Here is a 17994-nt window from a genome sequence, read left to right on the forward strand (position 1 = left end):
GAACCGGTAGTCGATCATGTTCGGTAAAAGAGGCAACGACGACGGCAACCGGTTCACGCCGGAATTCCGCCAGCCAGCACCGGCGCCGGCCGCCCCGCCGCCCGCGGGTTCGGCGGATACGGCGGTTCTTGCCCGGCCCACGGCACCGCCGCCGCCGAGCGCACCTGTCGCGCCGCCGGCCCGCCGCGCGGTCGAGGCGCCGCCCATTGCGCCGGAGGCGAGGCGGGGCCGCGAAAAGAGCGAGACCTACTATGACACCAAGAGCCAGGTTTTCTCGGCGCTCATCGACACGATAGACCTGTCGCAGCTCGCCAAGCTCGACCCCGAAACCGCGCGCGAGGAAATCCGCGACATCGTCAACGACATCATCGCGATCAAGAATTTCGCGATGTCCATCGCCGAGCAGGAGGAACTGCTCGAGGATATCTGCAACGACGTGCTTGGCTACGGACCGCTCGAGCCATTGCTCGCCCGCGACGACATCGCTGACATCATGGTCAACGGCTCCAAGAACGTTTACATCGAAGTCAACGGCAAGGTCGAGCAGACCGGCATCCGCTTTCGTGACAACCAGCAGCTGCTCAACATCTGCCAGCGTATCGTCAGCCAGGTCGGCCGCCGTGTCGATGAATCCAGCCCGATCTGCGACGCCCGCCTTCCCGACGGCTCCCGCGTCAACGTCATCGCACCGCCGCTCGCCATCGACGGCACCGCGCTCACCATCCGCAAATTCAAGAAAGACAAGCTGACGCTCGATCAGCTGGTCAAGTTCGGCGCCATCTCGCCCCAGGGCGCCGAAGTTCTCAAGATCATCGGCCGTGTCCGCTGCAACATCGTCATTTCGGGCGGCACCGGCTCGGGCAAGACGACACTGCTCAACTGCCTGACCAACTACATCGACCGCGATGAGCGCGTCATCACCTGTGAGGACTCGGCCGAACTGCAACTGCAGCAGCCGCATGTCGTGCGCCTGGAGACCCGCCCGCCCAACCTCGAAGGCGAAGGCGAAGTGACGATGCGCGACCTGGTCAAGAACTGCCTGCGCATGCGGCCCGAGCGCATCATCGTCGGCGAAGTGCGCGGACCCGAAGTGTTCGATCTTCTGCAGGCGATGAACACCGGCCATGACGGCTCGATGGGAACGATCCACTCGAACAGCCCGCGCGAATGCCTGAACCGTATCGAATCCATGATCGCCATGGGTGGTTATTCGCTTCCGCAGAAAACCGTGCGCGAAATCGTCGTCGGCTCCATCGACGTGATCATCCAGGCGGCGCGTCTGCGCGACGGATCGCGCCGCATCACCCACATCACCGAGGTCATCGGGATGGAAGGCGACGTCATCATCACCCAGGACATCGTCCTCTACAACATCAAGGGCGAGGACGCCAACGGCAGGCTGCTGGGCGAGCACGTCTCGACCGGCATCGGCCGCCCGCATTTCTGGGACCGGGCTCGCTACTACGGCGAGGAACAGCGCCTCGCCACCGCGCTCGAGGCGATGGAGAAACGTGCTGACTGAGGTATCCGCGGGCGTGAAGGTTGTGGTCGATGTTTGGAATTGACGGCACCGTATTGGCGTTTGTCGTGCTCGCCGGTTTCAGCGCCGGCGCGGTCGCCTATGCATTCTTGGCCAACCAGATCAGCAATGAGAAACAGGCCGGCAAGCGGCTTGAAACGATCAAGGCCGCCGAGACGGACCGTTCCATCGTCAAGGCCTCGCGCGACCGCGCGGCTGACGCGGCCAAGCGCCGTAAATCGGTGCAGGATTCGCTGAAGGAACTCGACGAGAAGCAGAAAACCAAGGACAGCGCCGTCAAGAAGCCGCCACTGAAGGCTCAGCTTCGCCAGGCCGGCATGAAGGTTTCGGTCGAACGTTTCTACATCTACTCGGCCATATGCGGCCTCGCGCTGGTGGTGGTCGCCTTCATGGCCGGCGCGCCGATGCTTGTTTTGCCCGGTGTGCTGTTGGCCGGCGCACTCGGCCTGCCGCGCTGGTTCGTCTCGTTTCGCCGCGCGCGCCGGGTCAAGGCATTCCTCAACGAATTTCCAAACGCCCTCGACATTATCGTGCGCGCGGTCAAGTCCGGCCTGCCGCTGAACGACGCCATACGCCTGATTGCCAACGAATCCCCCGAGCCGGTGAAGGCCGAGTTCCGACGCATCGTCGATTCGCAGCAGATGGGCCTGTCGATCCCCGATGCGACCTTGCGCATGCCTGAAACCATGCCATGCACCGAGGCAAGTTTCTTCGGCATCGTCATCCAGATCCAGTCGCAGGCCGGCGGCAATCTGTCCGAGGCGCTGGGCAATCTTTCGCGCGTGCTTCGTGATCGCAAGAAGATGAAGGCCAAGGTGCAGGCGCTGTCGATGGAGGCGAAGGCGTCCGCCGCCATCATCGGCGCGCTGCCCTTCATCGTCGCCTTTCTGGTCTACCTTTCGAGCCCGCTCTACCTGATGCCGCTGTTCAACACCAGTGTCGGCAATCTGATCCTCGGCGTTTCCGCCATCTGGATGTCGATTGGCATCTTCGTGATGCGCAAGATGATGAACTTTGAAGTCTAGGGCCGAGGCATGAGCGAACAAGTCATCAAGTCACTGACGGATCCCAGCCTCCTGATCGCACTGCTGGTCGGCATCGCCGTGTTCGCGACCGTCTTTACGCTGCTGCCGGCGCTTGGCGGCAACCAGCTCAAGGCGCGCATGAAGTCGGTCGCGCTGGAGCGCGATGAGCTTCGCGCCAAACAGCGCGCGCGGCTTGCGAACGAGGCCGATCGCCGCCGCAAGGGCCTGCGCGAGCAACAGTCGGAAGGCATGCGCAACATCGTCGACCGGCTTGACCTGCGGCGCGCGCTGGCCGACGAGAACACTTTGCAGAAGCTCAAGGTCGCCGGCTTTCGGGGACAGAACCCGCTGACGCGTTTTCTCTTCTTCCGCCTCGTCCTGCCCTTTGTCGGCTTCGCACTGGCTCTGGTCTACATGTTCGTGTTCGGAGGATTGCCGGACAAACCATTGGTCGTCCGGCTGTTCGTCTGCGTCCTCGTTGCCTATGGCGGCTTCTACACACCGGTCCTCTATGTCAACAACCGCGCCACCAAGCGCAAGCAGTCGATCCAGATGGCTTGGCCGGATGCGCTCGACCTGATGCTGATCTGCGTGGAATCGGGCATGTCGGTCGAGGCGGCGCTGCGCAAGGTCGCCGACGAGATCGGCGCGCAGTCGGTGGCTCTGGCGGAAGAATTCATCCTGACCAATGCCGAGCTTTCCTATCTGCAGGAGCGCAAGCAGGCCTACGAGAATCTTGCAAGCCGTACCGGCCTGGAATCGGTCAAATCGGTGTCGCAGGCGCTCGTCCAGGCCGAACGCTACGGCACGCCGGTGGCGCACGCGCTGCGCGTGCTTGCCGCCGAAAGCCGCGACATGCGCATGAACGCCGCCGAGAAGAAGGCCGCCGCTCTGCCGCCCAAGCTCACCGTGCCGATGATCCTGTTCTTCCTGCCGGTGCTTTTCGCCATCATCCTCGGCCCCGCCGGCATCCAGGTCAGCCAGCGCGGCATCTTCGGCGATCATTCCGGGGCGGCGGCGTCAGCCACCCAGTAAAGGCAGGGCAATCCTTGCGCAAATACGAAAGCCGCGCTGCATGCAGCGCGGCTTTCAACGTCTGTTGACGAAATCTCTGCGTCAGTTGGTTGCCGGCTTCGACTTGTCCTGATCCTTGAGCTGGCTCCAGGCATTCTGTTGGGCCAGCATCTGCCTGAGATAGGCGACATTGGCCTGTGCCTGCTCGGGCGAGAGTTCCTGCGAGGCGATCTTCTCGGCCTCGTCGAAACGGCCCTGCAGGCCGACGACCAGCGCCAGGTTCTGGCGCACGCGGCTGTCGGCGTTGGGCTGCTGCGCGGCCGAACGCATATAGGTTTCGGCGGTGCGCAGATCTCCTTCCAGCACATAGGACATGCCGAGATTGGAGAGCACCGAGGGCTCGTTCGGCTTGAGTTCGAGGGCCTTGCGGTAGAGCTGGCGCGCGTCGTTCTTCTGGCCGATCTGATCAAGGATGGCGGCTTCCGCCGACACCAGCTTCCAGTCGGGATATTCCGGCGTCTGGGCGCGGCGCACGGCGTCGAGCGCGGCCTCGAACTGGCCGTTGGCGGCCAGAGCCTTGCCGTAGGCGGCGAGCACGTCGCGGTCCTTGGGGTAGGTGATCGCCAGCTTGCGCATCACGGCAAGCGACTGGTCGGCATCGCCGTCCATCTGCAAAGCGGCCGCAAAGTTGGTTGCTATACGCTTGTCGTTGGGGTTCTTGGCGTAGGACTGGCCAAGGGCGGCGGTGGCGTTGTGCACTTCTCCCGCCGACATGGTCTCCAGCGGCTTGCCGCCGCTGCGGCCGATCGAGCCCGTGGTCATCCTGCTGGTCCCGCATCCGGCGACGCCTGCCGCGAGCGCCAGCATGAGGGCCGTGGTGACGAGCCGTTTTCCCCTGGCGTTCACTGTGCGGTTGGTCGGCATGACACCCTAGGCCTCCATTCATACGCGCGGCCATTGCGTGGCCATCTTCCCTCCCGCAGAAATATTCTGTTAACCCTAACGGAGAGTTAAGAAACGCCGACTCGGGGGCTCGGGTCGGCAGGAGAACATCGAATGCCTGTCGAACTCGTCGAGACGAAATTGCAAGGCGCGCTGCCGGTGCATCTGGTGGCCCGTGACGGACTGGAGGCCGCCGGCCTTGCGCCATCGACCATTGCATGGGCCAAGGCCAACGGATTTTCCGGCGAGGCAGGCAGGACACTGGCCGTGCCTGGCGAAAGCGGCGCGCTCGCCGGCGCGCTGTTTGGTATCGGCGACGGCGAGGGCACGCTCGCGCTCGGCGCACTGTCGAAAGCCCTGCCAGAGGGCGATTGGCAATTCGCCTCCATTCCTGCCGAGCCGGAACTCGCGGCAATCGCGCTGGCGCTCGGCGGCTATGTCTTTACCCGTTATGGCAAGAAGCCGGGCAAGGCGCTGCGCTTCGACGTGCCGGCCGGTGTCGACGCGGCGCGTGTTCGCCGCATCGCCGATGGCGTCTTCCTGGCCCGTGACTTGGTCAACACACCGACCAGCGACATGGGACCGGACGATCTGGAGAAGGCGGTGCGCACCCTGGCCGCGGCGCACAAGGCCGAAGTCTCCGTCATCAAGGGCGACGATCTGCTGACGCGGAATTTCCCGATGATCCATGCCGTCGGCCGGGCATCTGTCGGCGCGCCGCGGCTGATCGATATGATCTGGGGGCAAGAGGGCGCGCCGAAGGTGACGTTGGTCGGCAAGGGCGTCTGTTTCGACACCGGCGGTCTCGACATCAAGCCGTCGTCCAGCATGCTGCTGATGAAGAAGGACATGGGCGGCGCGGCCAATGTGCTTGGCCTGGCCTCGATGATCATGGCTGCGGGGCTGAACGTGCGGCTGCGCGTGCTGATCCCCGCGGTCGAGAATTCGATTGCCGGCAATGCTTTCAGGCCGGGTGACGTGCTGGCGAGCCGCAAGGGCATCACTGTCGAGATCGGCAACACGGACGCCGAAGGCAGGCTTGTGCTCGGCGACGCGCTGGCGCTGGCCGACGACGAGGAACCGCAGCTGCTGGTCGACATGGCGACGCTGACCGGAGCCGCCCGTGTCGCGCTTGGCCCTGATCTGCCGCCTTTCTACACCGGTGACGACGCACTGGCCTCCGAGCTGGCGGCGGCATCGCTGGCGGTCGAGGATCCGCTGTGGCGCATGCCGCTGTGGCGGCCTTACGATGCGAAACTGTCGTCGAAGATCGCCGACATCAACAATGTCACCACGGACGGGTTCGCCGGTTCGATCACAGCGGCGCTGTTCCTTAAGCGTTTTGTCGAGAAGACGGCGAGCTGGGCGCATTTCGACATCTTCGCCTGGAACCCCGCCGATCGTCCGCACGGCCCCGCTGGCGGCGAGGCGCAAGGCATTCGGGCTCTGGAGCGGATCATTTCCAGGCGTTTCGGCCAACCATGATCCCGAAAAGTGGTAGCCGGTTTTCGGATAAGATCATGGTTCAACAAGAAATTCGAAACTGAAACGGAACCGAAACAATTTGCCGTCATGCTGGCCTGATGTCGATTGCGATGCGCCCAAGCCAGGCCTTGCGACTGTGGCAGCAAGTGATGCTGTCGCAGGTGCGCGACGACGCCCCCGACCTGACCATGCGCCAGACGGCCATCCTGTTCACCATCTATCTCGATCCGCCGCCGCACACGGTGCGCGGGCTCGCCGCCCGCCTCAACGTCACCAAGCCAGTCATCACCCGCGCGCTCGACACGATGGGCGCGCTGAAGCTGGTGTCGCGCCATCGCGACGAACTCGACAAGCGCAATGTACTGATCAAGCGCACGGTCGAGGGCGCGCTCTTTGTCGAGCGCTTCGGCGATGGTATCATCGCCAAGGCGCACGAACTGCCGATTTGACCGTTTGCCCATACAACAGGGTTGCCGATTTTGACTGCTCACGATGCACGCCTGCACGCCTTCCGTTCCGACCTCGCCGACGCGAGGCTGAAGGGCGAGGTTACTGCCGAGCGTTTCGTCGCCGGCCGGCCATCACGGATTTCGGTCCCGGTGGCCGACATCCGCAACGCGCCCAAGCCGGATGCCGGTATCAACACACAGGCCCTGTTCGGCGACGATGTGCTGGTTTTTGAGGACGCCGAAGGCTGGGCCTGGATCCAGGCTGAACGCGACGGCTATGTCGGCTATGTCGCCGCAACGCAGTTGAGCGGACGCGACCATGCGCCCACCCATATCGTCTCGGTGCCCCGTACCTTCCTCTATCCCGGTCCGGACCTGCGCTTTCCGATCGCGGGACAGCTGTCGATGGGATCGACGGTGACGGTGACGGGTGCCGCCGAGACGCGCGGCACGCACTATGCCGTCCTACCGTCAGGCGAAGCGATCATCGCTGGCCACCTCAGGCCAATCGGCGAAGTTGCCGCGGACTATGTCGCGGTTGCCGAGACGTTTCTTGGCACACCTTATCTGTGGGGCGGTGCCTCCGGCTTCGGCATCGATTGCTCGGGTCTGGTGCAACTGGCGATGCGCATGGCCGGCAGGGACGTGCTGCGCGATTCCGATATGCAGGCGGCAAGCATAGGCGAGCCCCTTGAGCCTGGCCCGGACTATGCCGGATTGCGCCGGGGCGACCTTGTGTTCTGGAAGGGCCATGTCGCTGTCATGACCGACGCCGAGACCATGATCCACGCCAACGGCCACACCATGCTGGTCTCGCGCGAAGGGCTGAAGGATGCCATCGCCCGGATAGGCTATCTCTATGGCGGCCCGACGGGATTTCGCCGGCCATAAGCTTCTTCCTTCTCCCCGTCTTACGGGGAGGTGAGGAGTGGTCCGCGCAGCGGGCGAAGGCCAATTGCTTGGCTTTTCGAACGACGAACGCCCGAAGGGCGGATGAGGGGCAGCGCGAGCCTGCGAGTGATCGCGCCAACACCCCTAATTTGTGATCGCTGGCGCTGCCCCTCACCTGCCTGCCGGCATCCTCTCACCGTATAGTACGGGGAGAGGGGCGCTCTCCTCGATCCCCTTTTGTTCCGATTTTCCTTGGCGATCGCCCGTAGCCGCGCTACCTCTGGCGCGTGACAGTTGAGCCGCGCCTTGCCGAGCAGAATGCCGCCATTGCCCTGCCCGAGCCATTCCTCAGATGGTTCGGCGAGAAAGGCTGGTCGCCGCGCGCCCATCAGGTCGAATTGCTGGCGAAGGCTCAAGGCGGCCAATCGGTGCTTTTGATCGCGCCGACCGGGGCCGGCAAGACGCTGGCCGGTTTCCTGCCCTCGCTGACTGAACTCGCCGTCAGGCCAAGGCGCAAGCCGGGCCAGGCGCATCGCGGCATCCACACGCTCTACATCTCGCCGCTCAAGGCGCTCGCCGTCGACATCGAGCGCAATCTCGGCAAGCCGGTCGAGGAGATCGGTCTCCCGATCAGCATCGAGACACGCACCGGCGACACGCCTTCCCATAAGCGCCAGCGACAGAAGCTGGCGCCGCCCGACATCCTGCTCACCACGCCGGAGCAGCTCGCCCTGCTGATCGCGGCCGGCGATGCCAGACGCTTCTTCGAGGACCTGCGCTATGTCGTGCTTGATGAGCTGCATTCGCTGGTGACCTCGAAACGCGGCCATCTCTTGGCGCTCGGTCTGGCGCGGCTGCGCAGTTTTGTCCCCGACCTGCAGACAATCGGCCTGTCGGCGACGGTGGCCGAACCGGACGAGTTGCGGCGCTGGCTGGTCAGCCAGAACCCACCCGGCGACATGTCCGAATTGATCGTCGTCACCGGCGGCGCGAAGCCTGATATTTCCATCCTCGATTCCGAGGAGCGCGTCCCTTGGGCGGGACATTCGGCGCGCTACGCCACGCCGGAGATCTATCGCGAGATCAAGCGCCACAAGACGACCCTGCTGTTCGTCAACACCCGCAGCCAGGCGGAGCTGTTGTTCCAGGAATTGTGGCGGGTCAACGAGGACACCTTGCCGATCGCCTTGCATCATGGCTCGCTGGATGTCGGTCAGCGCCGCCGCGTCGAGAAGGCGATGGGCGAGAACGCGCTGCGCGCCATCGTCGCGACATCGACGCTCGATCTCGGCATTGACTGGGGCGATGTCGACCTGGTCGTCCATGTAGGCGCACCGAAAGGCGCCAGCCGACTGGCGCAGCGCATCGGCCGCGCCAATCACCGCATGGACGAGCCGTCCAAGGCGATCCTCATCCCGGCCAATCGCTTCGAGGTGCTGGAATGCCGGGCCGCGCTCGATGCCAACTATCTCGGTGCGCAGGATACGCCGCCGCTGGTCAATGGCGGCCTCGATGTGCTGGCGCAGCATGTGCTCGGCTGTGCCTGCGGCGCACCGTTCCGCGCCGATGATCTTTTCGAGGAAGTGCGAACGGCGGCACCCTATGCCAGCCTCGATCGGCCGACCTTCGACCGCGTCATCGATTTCGTCGCCACCGGCGGCTATGCGCTGAAGAATTACGAACGCTACGCCCGCATCCGCTTGAACAAGGACGGACTGTGGCGCGTCTCCAATCCGCGCATTGCCCAGCAATACAGGCTGAATGTCGGCACCATCATCGAAGTGCCGGCGCTCAACGTGCGTTACGTCAAAGCTGGCAGTAAGGGCTCCGCTTCGCGTGGCGGCGCCGTCCTCGGCAAGATCGAGGAGGCCTTCCTCGAAACGCTCACCCATGGCGACACCTTCATGTTCGCCGGCAAGGTGCTGCGCTTCGAAGGCATTCGCGAGAATGAATGCTTTGTGTCGAATGCACCCGGCAGCGACGCCAAGGTGCCCTACTATGGCGGCGGCAAGTTCCCGCTTTCGACCTACCTTGCCGAGCAGGTTCGCATGATGCTGGACGATCCGCAGCGCTGGAAGAAGCTGCCGGAGCAGGTGGCTGACTGGCTGCGATTCCAGGCCGACAAATCGGTATTGCCGAAGCGCGATGACCTGCTGATCGAGACCTTTCCACGCGGCAACCGCTATTATCTGGTCGCCTATCCCTTCGAAGGCAGGCTGGCGCACCAGACGCTGGGCATGCTGCTGACCCGCCGTCTCGACAGAGCGGGCGCCAGGCCGCTCGGCTTTGTCGCCACCGACTATGCCTTGGCCATATGGTCGCTGGGCGATATGGGCGCGATGTTCAAAGCCCGGAAGCCGTCGCTCGGCGCGCTGTTCGACGAGGACATGCTGGGCGACGACCTCGAAGCCTGGTTGGCCGATAGCTGGCTTCTCAAGCGGACCTTCCGCAATTGCGCGCTGATTTCGGGGCTGATCGAGAAACGCCATCCGGGCCAGGAGAAAAGCGGCCGCCAGGTCACCGTGTCGACCGACCTGATCTACGACGTGCTGCGCAGCCATGAGCCTGACCATATCCTGCTGCAGGCGACGCGTGCCGATGCGGCGGCCGGTCTGCTCGATGTCAGCAGACTTGCCGACATGCTCTCGCGCGTCCGGGGTCGAATCATGCATAAGAATCTCGAGCAGATTTCGCCGTTAGCCGTGCCGATCATGCTCGAGATCGGCAAGATGCCGGTGAATGGCGAAGCCGATGAAACACTGCTGATGGATGCGGCGACGTTGGTCGAGGAGGCCATGGGGCCAGGAATGGTAGAGGAATGAATTTCTCGCTGACACGAGCATCGCTGATTGCCGAGGCCGACTTGATCGGCATCGCCGGCGAGTGCGCGGTCTGCGATCCGCGCGGGGTGCTCTATTTTCCAGAGCTCAGGCTGTTGGCTGTATCCGACCTGCATCTGGAAAAGGGCTCGTCGCTGGCAAGGCGCGGCGCGCTGATCCCGCCCTACGACACCGGCGCCACTTTGCTCAGACTGCAGGCCGTCATATCGGATTACCAGCCGTCGATCGTCATCAGCCTGGGTGACTCCTTTCACGATGGCGGCGGCGCCGAGCGCATGCATGCGAGCTTTCGCGAGCGGCTGGAAGCGCTGATGGCAGGCCGCGACTGGTTCTGGGTCGCCGGCAACCATGATCCGGGAGCGCCGGCCGATCTGCCCGGCGAAACGGTGCGGGAACTGGCTATCGGCTCGCTGCTGTTCCGGCATGAGCCGTCCAAGGTGCGCGTCGAGGGCGAGATCGCAGGCCATCTGCATCCCTGCGCGCGCATCGTCCAGCGCGGCCGTTCGGTGCGGCGGCGCTGCTTTGCCGGCGATGGCGGCCGCATGATCATGCCGGCCTTCGGTGCCTATACCGGTTCGCTCAACGTGCTCGACCGCGCCTATGCCGGGCTGTTCCGGCTGGAAACGCTGATGGCCTACATGCTTGGCGCCGACCGCATCTTCGCCATCTCCCGTTCGATGCTGCGGCCGGGCTGACCTCAACGTCCGTAGTACAGGGTAACCGTGTGCTTCGCCTCGGCGAAGAACAGCCAGCGTTCGACCAGCATGCCGGCGAACTGGACGATCGCGGCGAGTACTGACGGCACCGCCGCAAAGGGCCAGGGCAAGGCAAAGGTGGCGGCGAGCAGCAGGACGGGCAAGGCGAAGGCCAACCCCTGTGTGAGCATCCGCAGCTTCGCACTGTGCTTGCGCGCGATGCGAAAGCCCATTTCCTTGAGCAGGTAATTCTCCTCTGTATGCGGCCATTCCAGCGAGCGCACCGTGCCGCCGGCCAAACCGGTCGCGGTGTTGGCGGTGGTCGGAATCTCGAGCCGGTCATTGTACCGCCAGGTCACGAGCTTCCAGCCCCATCCGGCAAGAGTGGCAAGCAACGAGAGCGCCAGCACGGCCATTGAGGCGACGCCAAAACCTTGCAGCAGCGCGTTCAACAGAACGCTGCCGGTCATGGTCGCGAAGATAAGATAAGCCGGCAAAGTATACCGGCTGTGCCACTGGGCGATCGGCTTTAGCGACGCATAGATCATCCCTGTGGTGCAGACAGTGACGACCGCACCGCAGGCCGCCAGCAATCCGGCAATGGCTACCCAGCCGCCAGTGCGGCTAAAGAACAGCCAGCCGATGCCGAACAATCCCGCCGGTATGAAAGTGATGACCGAGGCTACGCCTTCGCGCGACAGCCAGGAACTGCGCCATTGCGAGAACGCCCGCCAGGCGCGTTCCGGTCTGCCGAGATGGCCGGTCGAGGACAATAGGCCGGCGGCGATCAGGCCGAGCGCCAGCCCCAGCCCGGTGAAGCCGAGCCAGAAATCGGGCGGAATGATCTGGAGCCCGCCGAGCACGCCAAGCAGCGCGAGCAGCCCGTAGCCGGCGCCGGTGGCGGTGGTGAAGAAGACGACGGAGAAGGCTGGATGCATGGGTTAGTTCGAAAGCATGCGGTCGACCCAGCCGAGGAAGCCGCCTTCGGCCCGCACCGGCTCCAGCGCCTTCGCCGGCACCGATGCTGCGCGTTGCGTATGCGCGCGGGGCGGCAGGTATTTGTTGGTCGGGTGATAGCCTAGCTCAGGCATCAGGTCGACACCGCCGCGCTCCGCCACCAGCTGCGAGACGGCGGAGTGGGGATCGCCGAGATCGCCGAAATGCCGGGCGCTGGTCGGGCAAGCGGCGACGCAGGCCGGCACGCGGTCTTCCTCGGCCAGATTGTCATTGTAGATGCGGTCTACACACAGCGTGCATTTCTTCATCACGCCGACATCGGTGTCGAATTCGCGTGCGCCATAGGGGCAGGCCCAGCTGCACAATTTGCAGCCGATACACTTGTCCTCGTCGATCAGCACGATGCCGTCCGAGGCGCGCTTGTAGGAGGCGCCAGTCGGGCAGACGGTGACGCAGGCGGGCGTCTCGCAATGCAGGCAGGAGCGCGGGAAGTTGACGGTGCGCCCGCCCATCTCGGTGGTGTGCTCATAGCTGTGCACGCGGTTGAACCAGACACCGTCGACATGGCCGCCATACGGGTCGATGTCGGTCAGCGGCGCCATGTGGCCCCCGGTGTTCCATTCCTTGCAGGCAGTGACGCAGGCCTGGCAGCCGACGCAGGTGTCGAGGTCGATGACGAGACCGAGCTTCTTGTCGGTATGGGCGGGGAGGCATGTCATTCGGCGGCCTCTCTTGCCCGGCGGAATTCGGCGCCGAAACTCAGCTTGTCGGGCGCGGGCTCGAAATGTGGCGGCTGCTGAAAGCGCTCGAACTGCGGCTCGGTAAAGCCGGCTTCCTCAGCCGCGCATTTGACGATGCGCACACGCAGATCGAACCATGCCGCCTGGCCGGTCACCGGATCCGAATTCGAATAGCGCTTGCCCTGTGCATCGGCCGAGGTCTGGTCGCCGATGATATGGTTGAGCAGAAAGCCGCACTTGCTCTCGGCGGCATCGTCCTTCAGGCCCCAACTGCCGCGCCTCTTGCCGATCGCGTTCCAGGTCCAGACCGTGCTTTCGTTCACCCCGTCGACCAGCTTGATCTGCCCCTTCACACGGCCATTGATGCTTTCGATCCACACCCAGTCATCGTCAACGAGACCGAGGTTGGCGCCGGTGCGGTGATGCACGAACAGCCGGTTCTGGCTGGTAATCTGCCGCAGCCACGCATTCTGCGAACCCCAGGAATGATACATGTGCATCGGCCGCTGCGTCAGCGCGTGCAGCGGGTATTTTTCGAGGTCGACGACCGCCTCCTCGAAGGGCATGTACCAGAACGGCAGCGGGTCCATATAGGTCTCGATGCGCTGGCGCTCGCCCTCGGGTGGCAACACCCGGCCATGGCCGCGTGCGGCCAGCCGAAAGCGCTGCAGCGGCTCGGAATAGAGCTGGAAGACGATCGGCTCCGCCTTCGGGATGAAACCCATCTGCACCGCGAAATCGAGATAGGAGCGGTTGGCCATCTTGTAGTAGCGCTGATCCTCTGCGAAGTCGTGATGCCAGAAGCCGCCATTGTCGATGTAGCGCTGCAACTGGTCCGGATTGACTTCACCCTTGCCGATCGACGTCCCGTCCTTGCCACGCCAGCCGGCCAGCGGTCCGATGCCCGGTGTGCGCTCATGATTGACGATGTAGTCGGCATAGTCGGTATACTTGGCCGATCCGTCATCATTGACAAAGCCGGGCAGGCCGAGCCGCGCGCCGAGCTCGATCAGCACCGACTGGAACGGCCTGACGTCGCGGTCCGGCTCGACCACGGGATGGCGGATGGCGTCGCCCGGCCCGTCGGCATGGCTGATAGGCCGGTCGAGCAGGCTGATGCAATCATGGCGCTCGAGATAGGTCGTATCCGGCAGCACGAGGTCGGCGAACGGCACCGTCTCTGAATAATAGGCGTCGGAATAGATGATGAAGGGGATCTTGTAGTTGCCCGCCTCATCGTGGTCGGTCAGCATGGCAATGGTCTCGACGGTGTTCATCGAGGAATTCCAGGCCATGTTCGACATGTACATCATCAGCGTGTCGATCGGGTAGGGATCGCCCGCCCAGGCATTGCGGATGACGGTATGCATCAGCCCGTGCGCGGCGAGCGGCGCCTCCCAGGAATAGGCTTTGTCGATGCGAAGCGGCGTGCCTGCCTCATCGACCAGCAGATCGTCCGGCCCGCAGACAAAGCCGAGCGGCATGCCGTCCAGCGGCGTCATTGGCTTGACCGTCTTGCCCGCGGGTTTCGGGCCTGGCGGCGCCGACCGGGGATAGGGCGGCTTGAAACGAAAACCGCCGGGAACATCCACCGTGCCCAACAACACCTGCAGCAGGTGGATGGCGCGGCAGGTATGAAAACCGTTCGAATGGGCTGATATACCGCGCATGGCATGCATCGATACGGGCCGGCCCGTGATCGTCTCGTGCCGGCGTCCGGCCCAGTCGGTCCATACGACCGGCAGTTCGATCGTCTGCTCGAAGGCGACATGGGCAAGTTCAGCGGCGATCCGGCGGATCGTATCGGCAGCAATACCGCAGCGCTCCGCGACCGCATCCGGCGCATAGCTGTCATCGAGATAGCGATCGGCGAACAGCTGGAACACCGGCGTGCAGCGGCGGCTGGCGACTTCAAAGCTGCCGGTCAGCGCCGGCTTCGCTTTCGGGTCAGCTGCCTTGACTGAGGTCTTCGCCACCCTGTCCCAGGTCAGCGGATTGCCATCGGCGTCGCGGACGAACAACCCGTCGTCGAAGGCACCGGGCTCCTGCACGACGAGGACATGGGCGTTGGTGTAACGGAGCAAGTAATCGAGATCGACGCGGCCGGCCTTCAACAGTTCGTGGATGAGCGCGAAGACGAACAGGCCGTCTGTGCCGGGCCGGATGCCGATCCAGTCATCGGCAATCGCATTGTAGCCGGTCCGGCACGGGTTGATCGACACAATCTTGGCGCCGCGTGCCTTGAGCTTGCCCAGCCCGATCTTGATCGGGTTGGAATCGTGGTCCTCGGCGACGCCGAACAGCATGAAGTATCTTGTGTTGTCCCAGTCGGGCTCGCCGAACTCCCAGAATGAACCGCCGATCGTGTAGAGGCCCCCGGCCGCCATATTGACCGAACAGAAGCCGCCATGGGCGGCGAAATTCGGCGTGCCGAACTGGCTCGCCCACCAGCCGGTCAGGGATTGCGACTGGTCGCGGCCAGTGAAGAAGGCAAGTTTCTTCGGATCGGTGCGACGGATCGCGGAGAGCCGCTCCGTCGCGATCGAAAAGGCTTCCTCCCACTCGATCTCGCGAAACGCGCCGGAGCCGCGCGGCCCGCTGCGCAGCAAGGGCTTCTTCAGCCGGGCCGGGCTGTAATGCTGCATGATGCCGGAACTGCCCTTGCCGCAGATCACGCCGCGATTGACCGGATGGTCCCTGTTGCCGTTGATGTAGCGGACCTTGCCGTCTTTGATGTGCACGTCGATACCGCAGCGGCAGGCGCACATGTAGCAGGTCGTCTTGGCGATGCTGTCCGAAACACTTGGCGAGGTGTCGACGCCGTCGCCCTCATCTGGCGCGCGCGTATCGGCTAGCGGGCGTTGCGATGGTGCCGAATTCGCGCCGCGCTGCGGTCGGTGGTTCATGAGCCGGCGGTGCCAGCGCGGCCGGCTGATTTGGCGCGCGTCTTCGGCCCGGGGCCGCGCATATAGTGCTCTTCGGGGTGATAGCGATCGCCGGCGAGCCGTCTGCGGATGCCGCGGGTCCAATGCGCGAGAAGGGACTTGAACCGCCAGATCATTTTAGTCTCTGCCATCCGCTGGCGAATTTTTTCTAACTTCGCGTGAAAATGTAGAATGAAGCTATCGATCCGTCTAATCAGTTGTTCTTGTAAATTCGATCGATATTGGTTCTTAATGTCACCATGACCCTGGATCAGTTGCGCATTTTCGTCGCCGTCGCCGAGCGCGGCCACATGACCAAGGCGGCGGAGCTTTTGGGCATTTCGCAGTCTGCGGCATCGGCTGCCATCCGCGCGCTTGAAGAGCAGCACGGCGTCCACCTGTTCAACCGCGTCGGCCGCAACATCGAGCTTGCCCAGACCGGCCACCGGTTCCTGCCGGAGGCCAAGGCCGTGCTGGAGCGAGCCGCCGCCGCCCGCAATGTGCTGGAACATGTCTCACAGACGGTCGCCGGCAGTCTCTCCATCGCCGCCAGCCTGACCATCGCCAGCTACTGGCTGCCGCGCCGGCTGGCGTCCTTCCACGAGGCCTACCCTGCGGTGCGGCTGAGCGTCAGCATTGGTAACACAAGGCAGGTCGAGGCCAGTGTGCTGGATGGAACCGCCGACCTCGGCCTGGTCGAGGGGCGCACCGAGTCTGACATATTGCGCCGCGCCAAGGTCGACACCGACCGGCTGATGCTGGTGGTCGCCGCGTCACATCCCGAGATCGCCGAAACCGCGCCGGGCCGCCCCGACATCAAGGGCCTGCGCTGGATCATCCGCGAAGGCGGTTCGGGCACGCGCGAGGTGCTGGAGGATCTGGCGCGGCGCGAAGGGATTTCGCTAGCCGATTTGCAGGTGTTCCTGGTGCTGCCCAGCAACGAGGCGGTTCGCCAGGCGGTCGAGGCGGGTGCCGGCGCCACCATCATTTCGGAGCTCGTTGTCGGACGCGCCGTCGCCGAAGGCAGCCTGCGCTCCGTGCCACTCGAACTGCCGAAACGCGACTTCGCCATGATCACGCACCGCGATCGCCAGGCAAGCCTCGCCCAGATGGCGCTCAAGGCACATCTGGGTACCGAATCCGCAGGGAGCGGCTCAGCGTAGTTAGGCGAACTTCCGTTGCGCATCCAGCGCCAGGCCAAGCCCGACCGAGCCGAACATGTCGCCGTCGATCACCGAAGCCTGCGGCACCAGCGACAGGATTTCCCGTCTTGCCAGCGGGATCGCGGTCGAGCCGCCGGTCAGGAATACCGCGGTGATGTCGGACGGCGTTACCCCGGCGTCGCGCATGGTCTCAGCCACCGTCGCGGTGACCCGCTCGATGTCCCTGGCGATCGCGGCGTCCAGCCCGTCGCGCGTGATCTCAGCGGCGAACTCCACGTCAGATAGCCTCACCGCGACTTCGGCCAACGATTGGTCGGTCAGTTCTATCTTGGCCTTTTCGACCAATGCCGCCAAAGCGTGCCCATAGCGGTGCTCGACGATGTGGATGAAGCGGTCGACAAGGTCGGCGCGCGCGGCCTCGTAGCGGATCTGGCGCAGATGCGTCATCGCCTTGGCGGTGTAGACCAGGTTGATGCGCTGCCATGTCGCCAGATCGATGAAGTAGCTGGCCGGCAGATTGCGCTTGCCGTCCTTGGTCGGGGTCAAATAGCCGAGCTGCGGCATGACATGGGCGATGCTGAGCAGCCGGTCGAAATCGGTGCCGCCGATATGGACACCCCTGCTGGCCAGGATATCGTCCTTGCGGTCGAGGGATCGGGCACGCTCCGGCGAGACGCGCACGACCGAAAAGTCAGACGTGCCGCCGCCCATGTCGATGATCAGCGCCAGCTCCTCGCGTGTCACCCTCTGCTCATAGTCGAGCGCCGCGGCGATCGGCTCGAATTGGAAAGCGATGTGCTTGAAGCCCTGGGCATGCGCGGCCTTTTCCAGGTCGCTCTGTGCGTTGGCGTCGGCTTGCGCATCGTCATCGACGAACTGCACCGGGCGGCCGAGCACCACGGTCTCGACCAGATCGCCGCCATCCTCCTCCAGCCTTTTCCTGAGATGCCCAAGGAACAGGCCGATGATCTCCATGAAGCCGATCGAGCGCGCCTTGATGCGCGTCTTTTCATGCGCCAGCGAACTGCCGAGCACGCTCTTCAGCGAACGCATCAGCCGGCCTTCCACGCTGTCGGTGTAGTTGGCGATGGCCCGGCGGCCAAAACAGATGCGGCCGTCCTCGAAATTGAAGAACACCGCACTGGGCAGTGTGACCTGGTTGTCTTCGAGCGCGACGAGGTGGGGTTGCCCGTTGCGGACTACACCGACCGTGGAGTTCGACGTGCCGAAATCGATACCGGCGAATGCTGGTCGCAAAGCAGCCTCCTCATTGGCGCCAGGCAGCGGATCGGCGCTCGCGGAAGAAGCGTGCGCTGCGGTTTCGGGCGA

General features: G+C 64.1%; 15 protein-coding genes. 9 read left to right on the top strand and 6 right to left on the bottom strand.

The features are described from left to right. Nucleotides 1–16: 16 nt before the first annotated feature. From AC04SF_RS17640 to AC04SF_RS17650, 3 genes are read left to right on the top strand one after another with little or no spacing between them, the layout of a single operon-like run. Nucleotides 17–1522, top strand: a complete 1506-nt coding sequence (locus AC04SF_RS17640; protein ID WP_096453367.1) for a TadA family conjugal transfer-associated ATPase — start codon at nucleotides 17–19, stop codon at nucleotides 1520–1522. 29 nt (nucleotides 1523–1551) lie between these two features. Further along, nucleotides 1552–2565 carry a type II secretion system F family protein gene (locus tag AC04SF_RS17645; RefSeq protein ID WP_488478868.1) on the top strand — a complete coding sequence of 338 codons (1014 nt, stop codon included), beginning with the start codon at nucleotides 1552–1554 and terminating at the stop codon, nucleotides 2563–2565. A gap of 9 nt (nucleotides 2566–2574) precedes the next feature. Further along, complete coding sequence (locus tag AC04SF_RS17650) at nucleotides 2575–3600, top strand: type II secretion system F family protein (RefSeq protein WP_096453369.1); 1026 nt, start codon at nucleotides 2575–2577, stop codon at nucleotides 3598–3600. 81 nt (nucleotides 3601–3681) lie between these two features. Here AC04SF_RS17650 and AC04SF_RS17655 read toward each other — a convergent pair whose 3' ends face one another. Next, on the bottom strand, nucleotides 3682–4503 hold the full coding sequence (locus AC04SF_RS17655) for a tetratricopeptide repeat protein (RefSeq protein WP_488478869.1): 822 nt from the start codon (nucleotides 4501–4503) through the stop codon (nucleotides 3682–3684). A 132-nt stretch (nucleotides 4504–4635) separates the two neighbouring features. On the opposite strand from AC04SF_RS17655, the gene AC04SF_RS17660 reads away from it, so the two are divergent. From AC04SF_RS17660 to pdeM, 5 genes are all read left to right on the top strand, one after another. Next, nucleotides 4636–6006: a leucyl aminopeptidase family protein gene (locus tag AC04SF_RS17660; RefSeq protein WP_488478870.1), complete on the top strand. Its 1371-nt coding sequence runs from the start codon at nucleotides 4636–4638 to the stop codon at nucleotides 6004–6006. A 98-nt stretch (nucleotides 6007–6104) separates the two neighbouring features. Further along, on the top strand, nucleotides 6105–6455 hold the full coding sequence (locus AC04SF_RS17665; protein WP_096453375.1) for a MarR family winged helix-turn-helix transcriptional regulator: 351 nt from the start codon (nucleotides 6105–6107) through the stop codon (nucleotides 6453–6455). A 30-nt stretch (nucleotides 6456–6485) separates the two neighbouring features. Next, a complete protein-coding gene (locus tag AC04SF_RS17670) occupies nucleotides 6486–7346 on the top strand; it encodes a C40 family peptidase (protein ID WP_488478871.1) in 861 nt (286 codons plus the stop codon). A 287-nt stretch (nucleotides 7347–7633) separates the two neighbouring features. After that, nucleotides 7634–10168 carry a ligase-associated DNA damage response DEXH box helicase gene (locus AC04SF_RS17675; RefSeq protein ID WP_488478872.1) on the top strand — a complete coding sequence of 845 codons (2535 nt, stop codon included), beginning with the start codon at nucleotides 7634–7636 and terminating at the stop codon, nucleotides 10166–10168. Beyond that, on the top strand, nucleotides 10165–10881 hold the full coding sequence (gene pdeM / locus AC04SF_RS17680; protein WP_488478873.1) for a ligase-associated DNA damage response endonuclease PdeM: 717 nt from the start codon (nucleotides 10165–10167) through the stop codon (nucleotides 10879–10881). The genes AC04SF_RS17675 and pdeM overlap by 4 nt, the downstream gene beginning before the upstream one ends. A gap of 2 nt (nucleotides 10882–10883) precedes the next feature. Here pdeM and AC04SF_RS17685 read toward each other — a convergent pair whose 3' ends face one another. The 4 genes from AC04SF_RS17685 to AC04SF_RS17700 are packed head-to-tail and all read right to left on the bottom strand — an operon-like array spanning nucleotide 10884 to nucleotide 15639. Beyond that, nucleotides 10884–11819 (bottom strand): dimethyl sulfoxide reductase anchor subunit family protein, encoded by a 936-nt coding sequence (locus AC04SF_RS17685; protein ID WP_488478874.1) that lies wholly within the window; start codon nucleotides 11817–11819, stop codon nucleotides 10884–10886. 3 nt (nucleotides 11820–11822) lie between these two features. Then, a complete protein-coding gene (locus AC04SF_RS17690; RefSeq protein WP_488478875.1) occupies nucleotides 11823–12557 on the bottom strand; it encodes a 4Fe-4S dicluster domain-containing protein in 735 nt (244 codons plus the stop codon). After that, nucleotides 12554–15484, bottom strand: coding sequence for a molybdopterin oxidoreductase family protein (locus tag AC04SF_RS17695; protein WP_488478876.1), 2931 nt, complete (start codon nucleotides 15482–15484; stop codon nucleotides 12554–12556). Before AC04SF_RS17695 ends, AC04SF_RS17690 begins: the two co-directional genes overlap by 4 nt. After that, nucleotides 15481–15639 (bottom strand): hypothetical protein, encoded by a 159-nt coding sequence (locus AC04SF_RS17700; protein ID WP_202351678.1) that lies wholly within the window; start codon nucleotides 15637–15639, stop codon nucleotides 15481–15483. The genes AC04SF_RS17695 and AC04SF_RS17700 overlap by 4 nt, the downstream gene beginning before the upstream one ends. A gap of 123 nt (nucleotides 15640–15762) precedes the next feature. Here AC04SF_RS17700 and AC04SF_RS17705 point away from each other — a divergent pair, with 123 nt between their 5' ends. Continuing rightward, on the top strand, nucleotides 15763–16665 hold the full coding sequence (locus AC04SF_RS17705) for a LysR family transcriptional regulator (protein ID WP_096453387.1): 903 nt from the start codon (nucleotides 15763–15765) through the stop codon (nucleotides 16663–16665). Here the strand turns inward: AC04SF_RS17705 and AC04SF_RS17710 are convergent, their stop codons facing one another. Next, entirely contained in the window at nucleotides 16666–17922 is a 1257-nt protein-coding gene (locus AC04SF_RS17710) for an Hsp70 family protein (RefSeq protein ID WP_488478877.1), read from the bottom strand. It abuts the gene before it with no gap. Nucleotides 17923–17994: the final 72 nt, after the last annotated feature.

The sequence above is a fragment of the Mesorhizobium sp. CNPSo 4671 genome (genome assembly GCF_057784245.1).

Coding starts and splice junctions, on each gene's coding strand:
- AC04SF_RS17640 (WP_096453367.1), top strand. CDS start 17: ATGTTCGGTAAAAGAGGCAACGACGACGGCAACCGGTTCACGCCGGAA.
- AC04SF_RS17645 (WP_488478868.1), top strand. CDS start 1,552: ATGTTTGGAATTGACGGCACCGTATTGGCGTTTGTCGTGCTCGCCGGT.
- AC04SF_RS17650 (WP_096453369.1), top strand. CDS start 2,575: ATGAGCGAACAAGTCATCAAGTCACTGACGGATCCCAGCCTCCTGATC.
- AC04SF_RS17655 (WP_488478869.1), bottom strand. CDS start 4,503: ATGCCGACCAACCGCACAGTGAACGCCAGGGGAAAACGGCTCGTCACC.
- AC04SF_RS17660 (WP_488478870.1), top strand. CDS start 4,636: ATGCCTGTCGAACTCGTCGAGACGAAATTGCAAGGCGCGCTGCCGGTG.
- AC04SF_RS17665 (WP_096453375.1), top strand. CDS start 6,105: ATGTCGATTGCGATGCGCCCAAGCCAGGCCTTGCGACTGTGGCAGCAA.
- pdeM (WP_488478873.1), top strand. CDS start 10,165: ATGAATTTCTCGCTGACACGAGCATCGCTGATTGCCGAGGCCGACTTG.
- AC04SF_RS17685 (WP_488478874.1), bottom strand. CDS start 11,819: ATGCATCCAGCCTTCTCCGTCGTCTTCTTCACCACCGCCACCGGCGCC.
- AC04SF_RS17690 (WP_488478875.1), bottom strand. CDS start 12,557: ATGACATGCCTCCCCGCCCATACCGACAAGAAGCTCGGTCTCGTCATC.
- AC04SF_RS17695 (WP_488478876.1), bottom strand. CDS start 15,484: ATGAACCACCGACCGCAGCGCGGCGCGAATTCGGCACCATCGCAACGC.
- AC04SF_RS17700 (WP_202351678.1), bottom strand. CDS start 15,639: ATGATCTGGCGGTTCAAGTCCCTTCTCGCGCATTGGACCCGCGGCATC.
- AC04SF_RS17705 (WP_096453387.1), top strand. CDS start 15,763: ATGACCCTGGATCAGTTGCGCATTTTCGTCGCCGTCGCCGAGCGCGGC.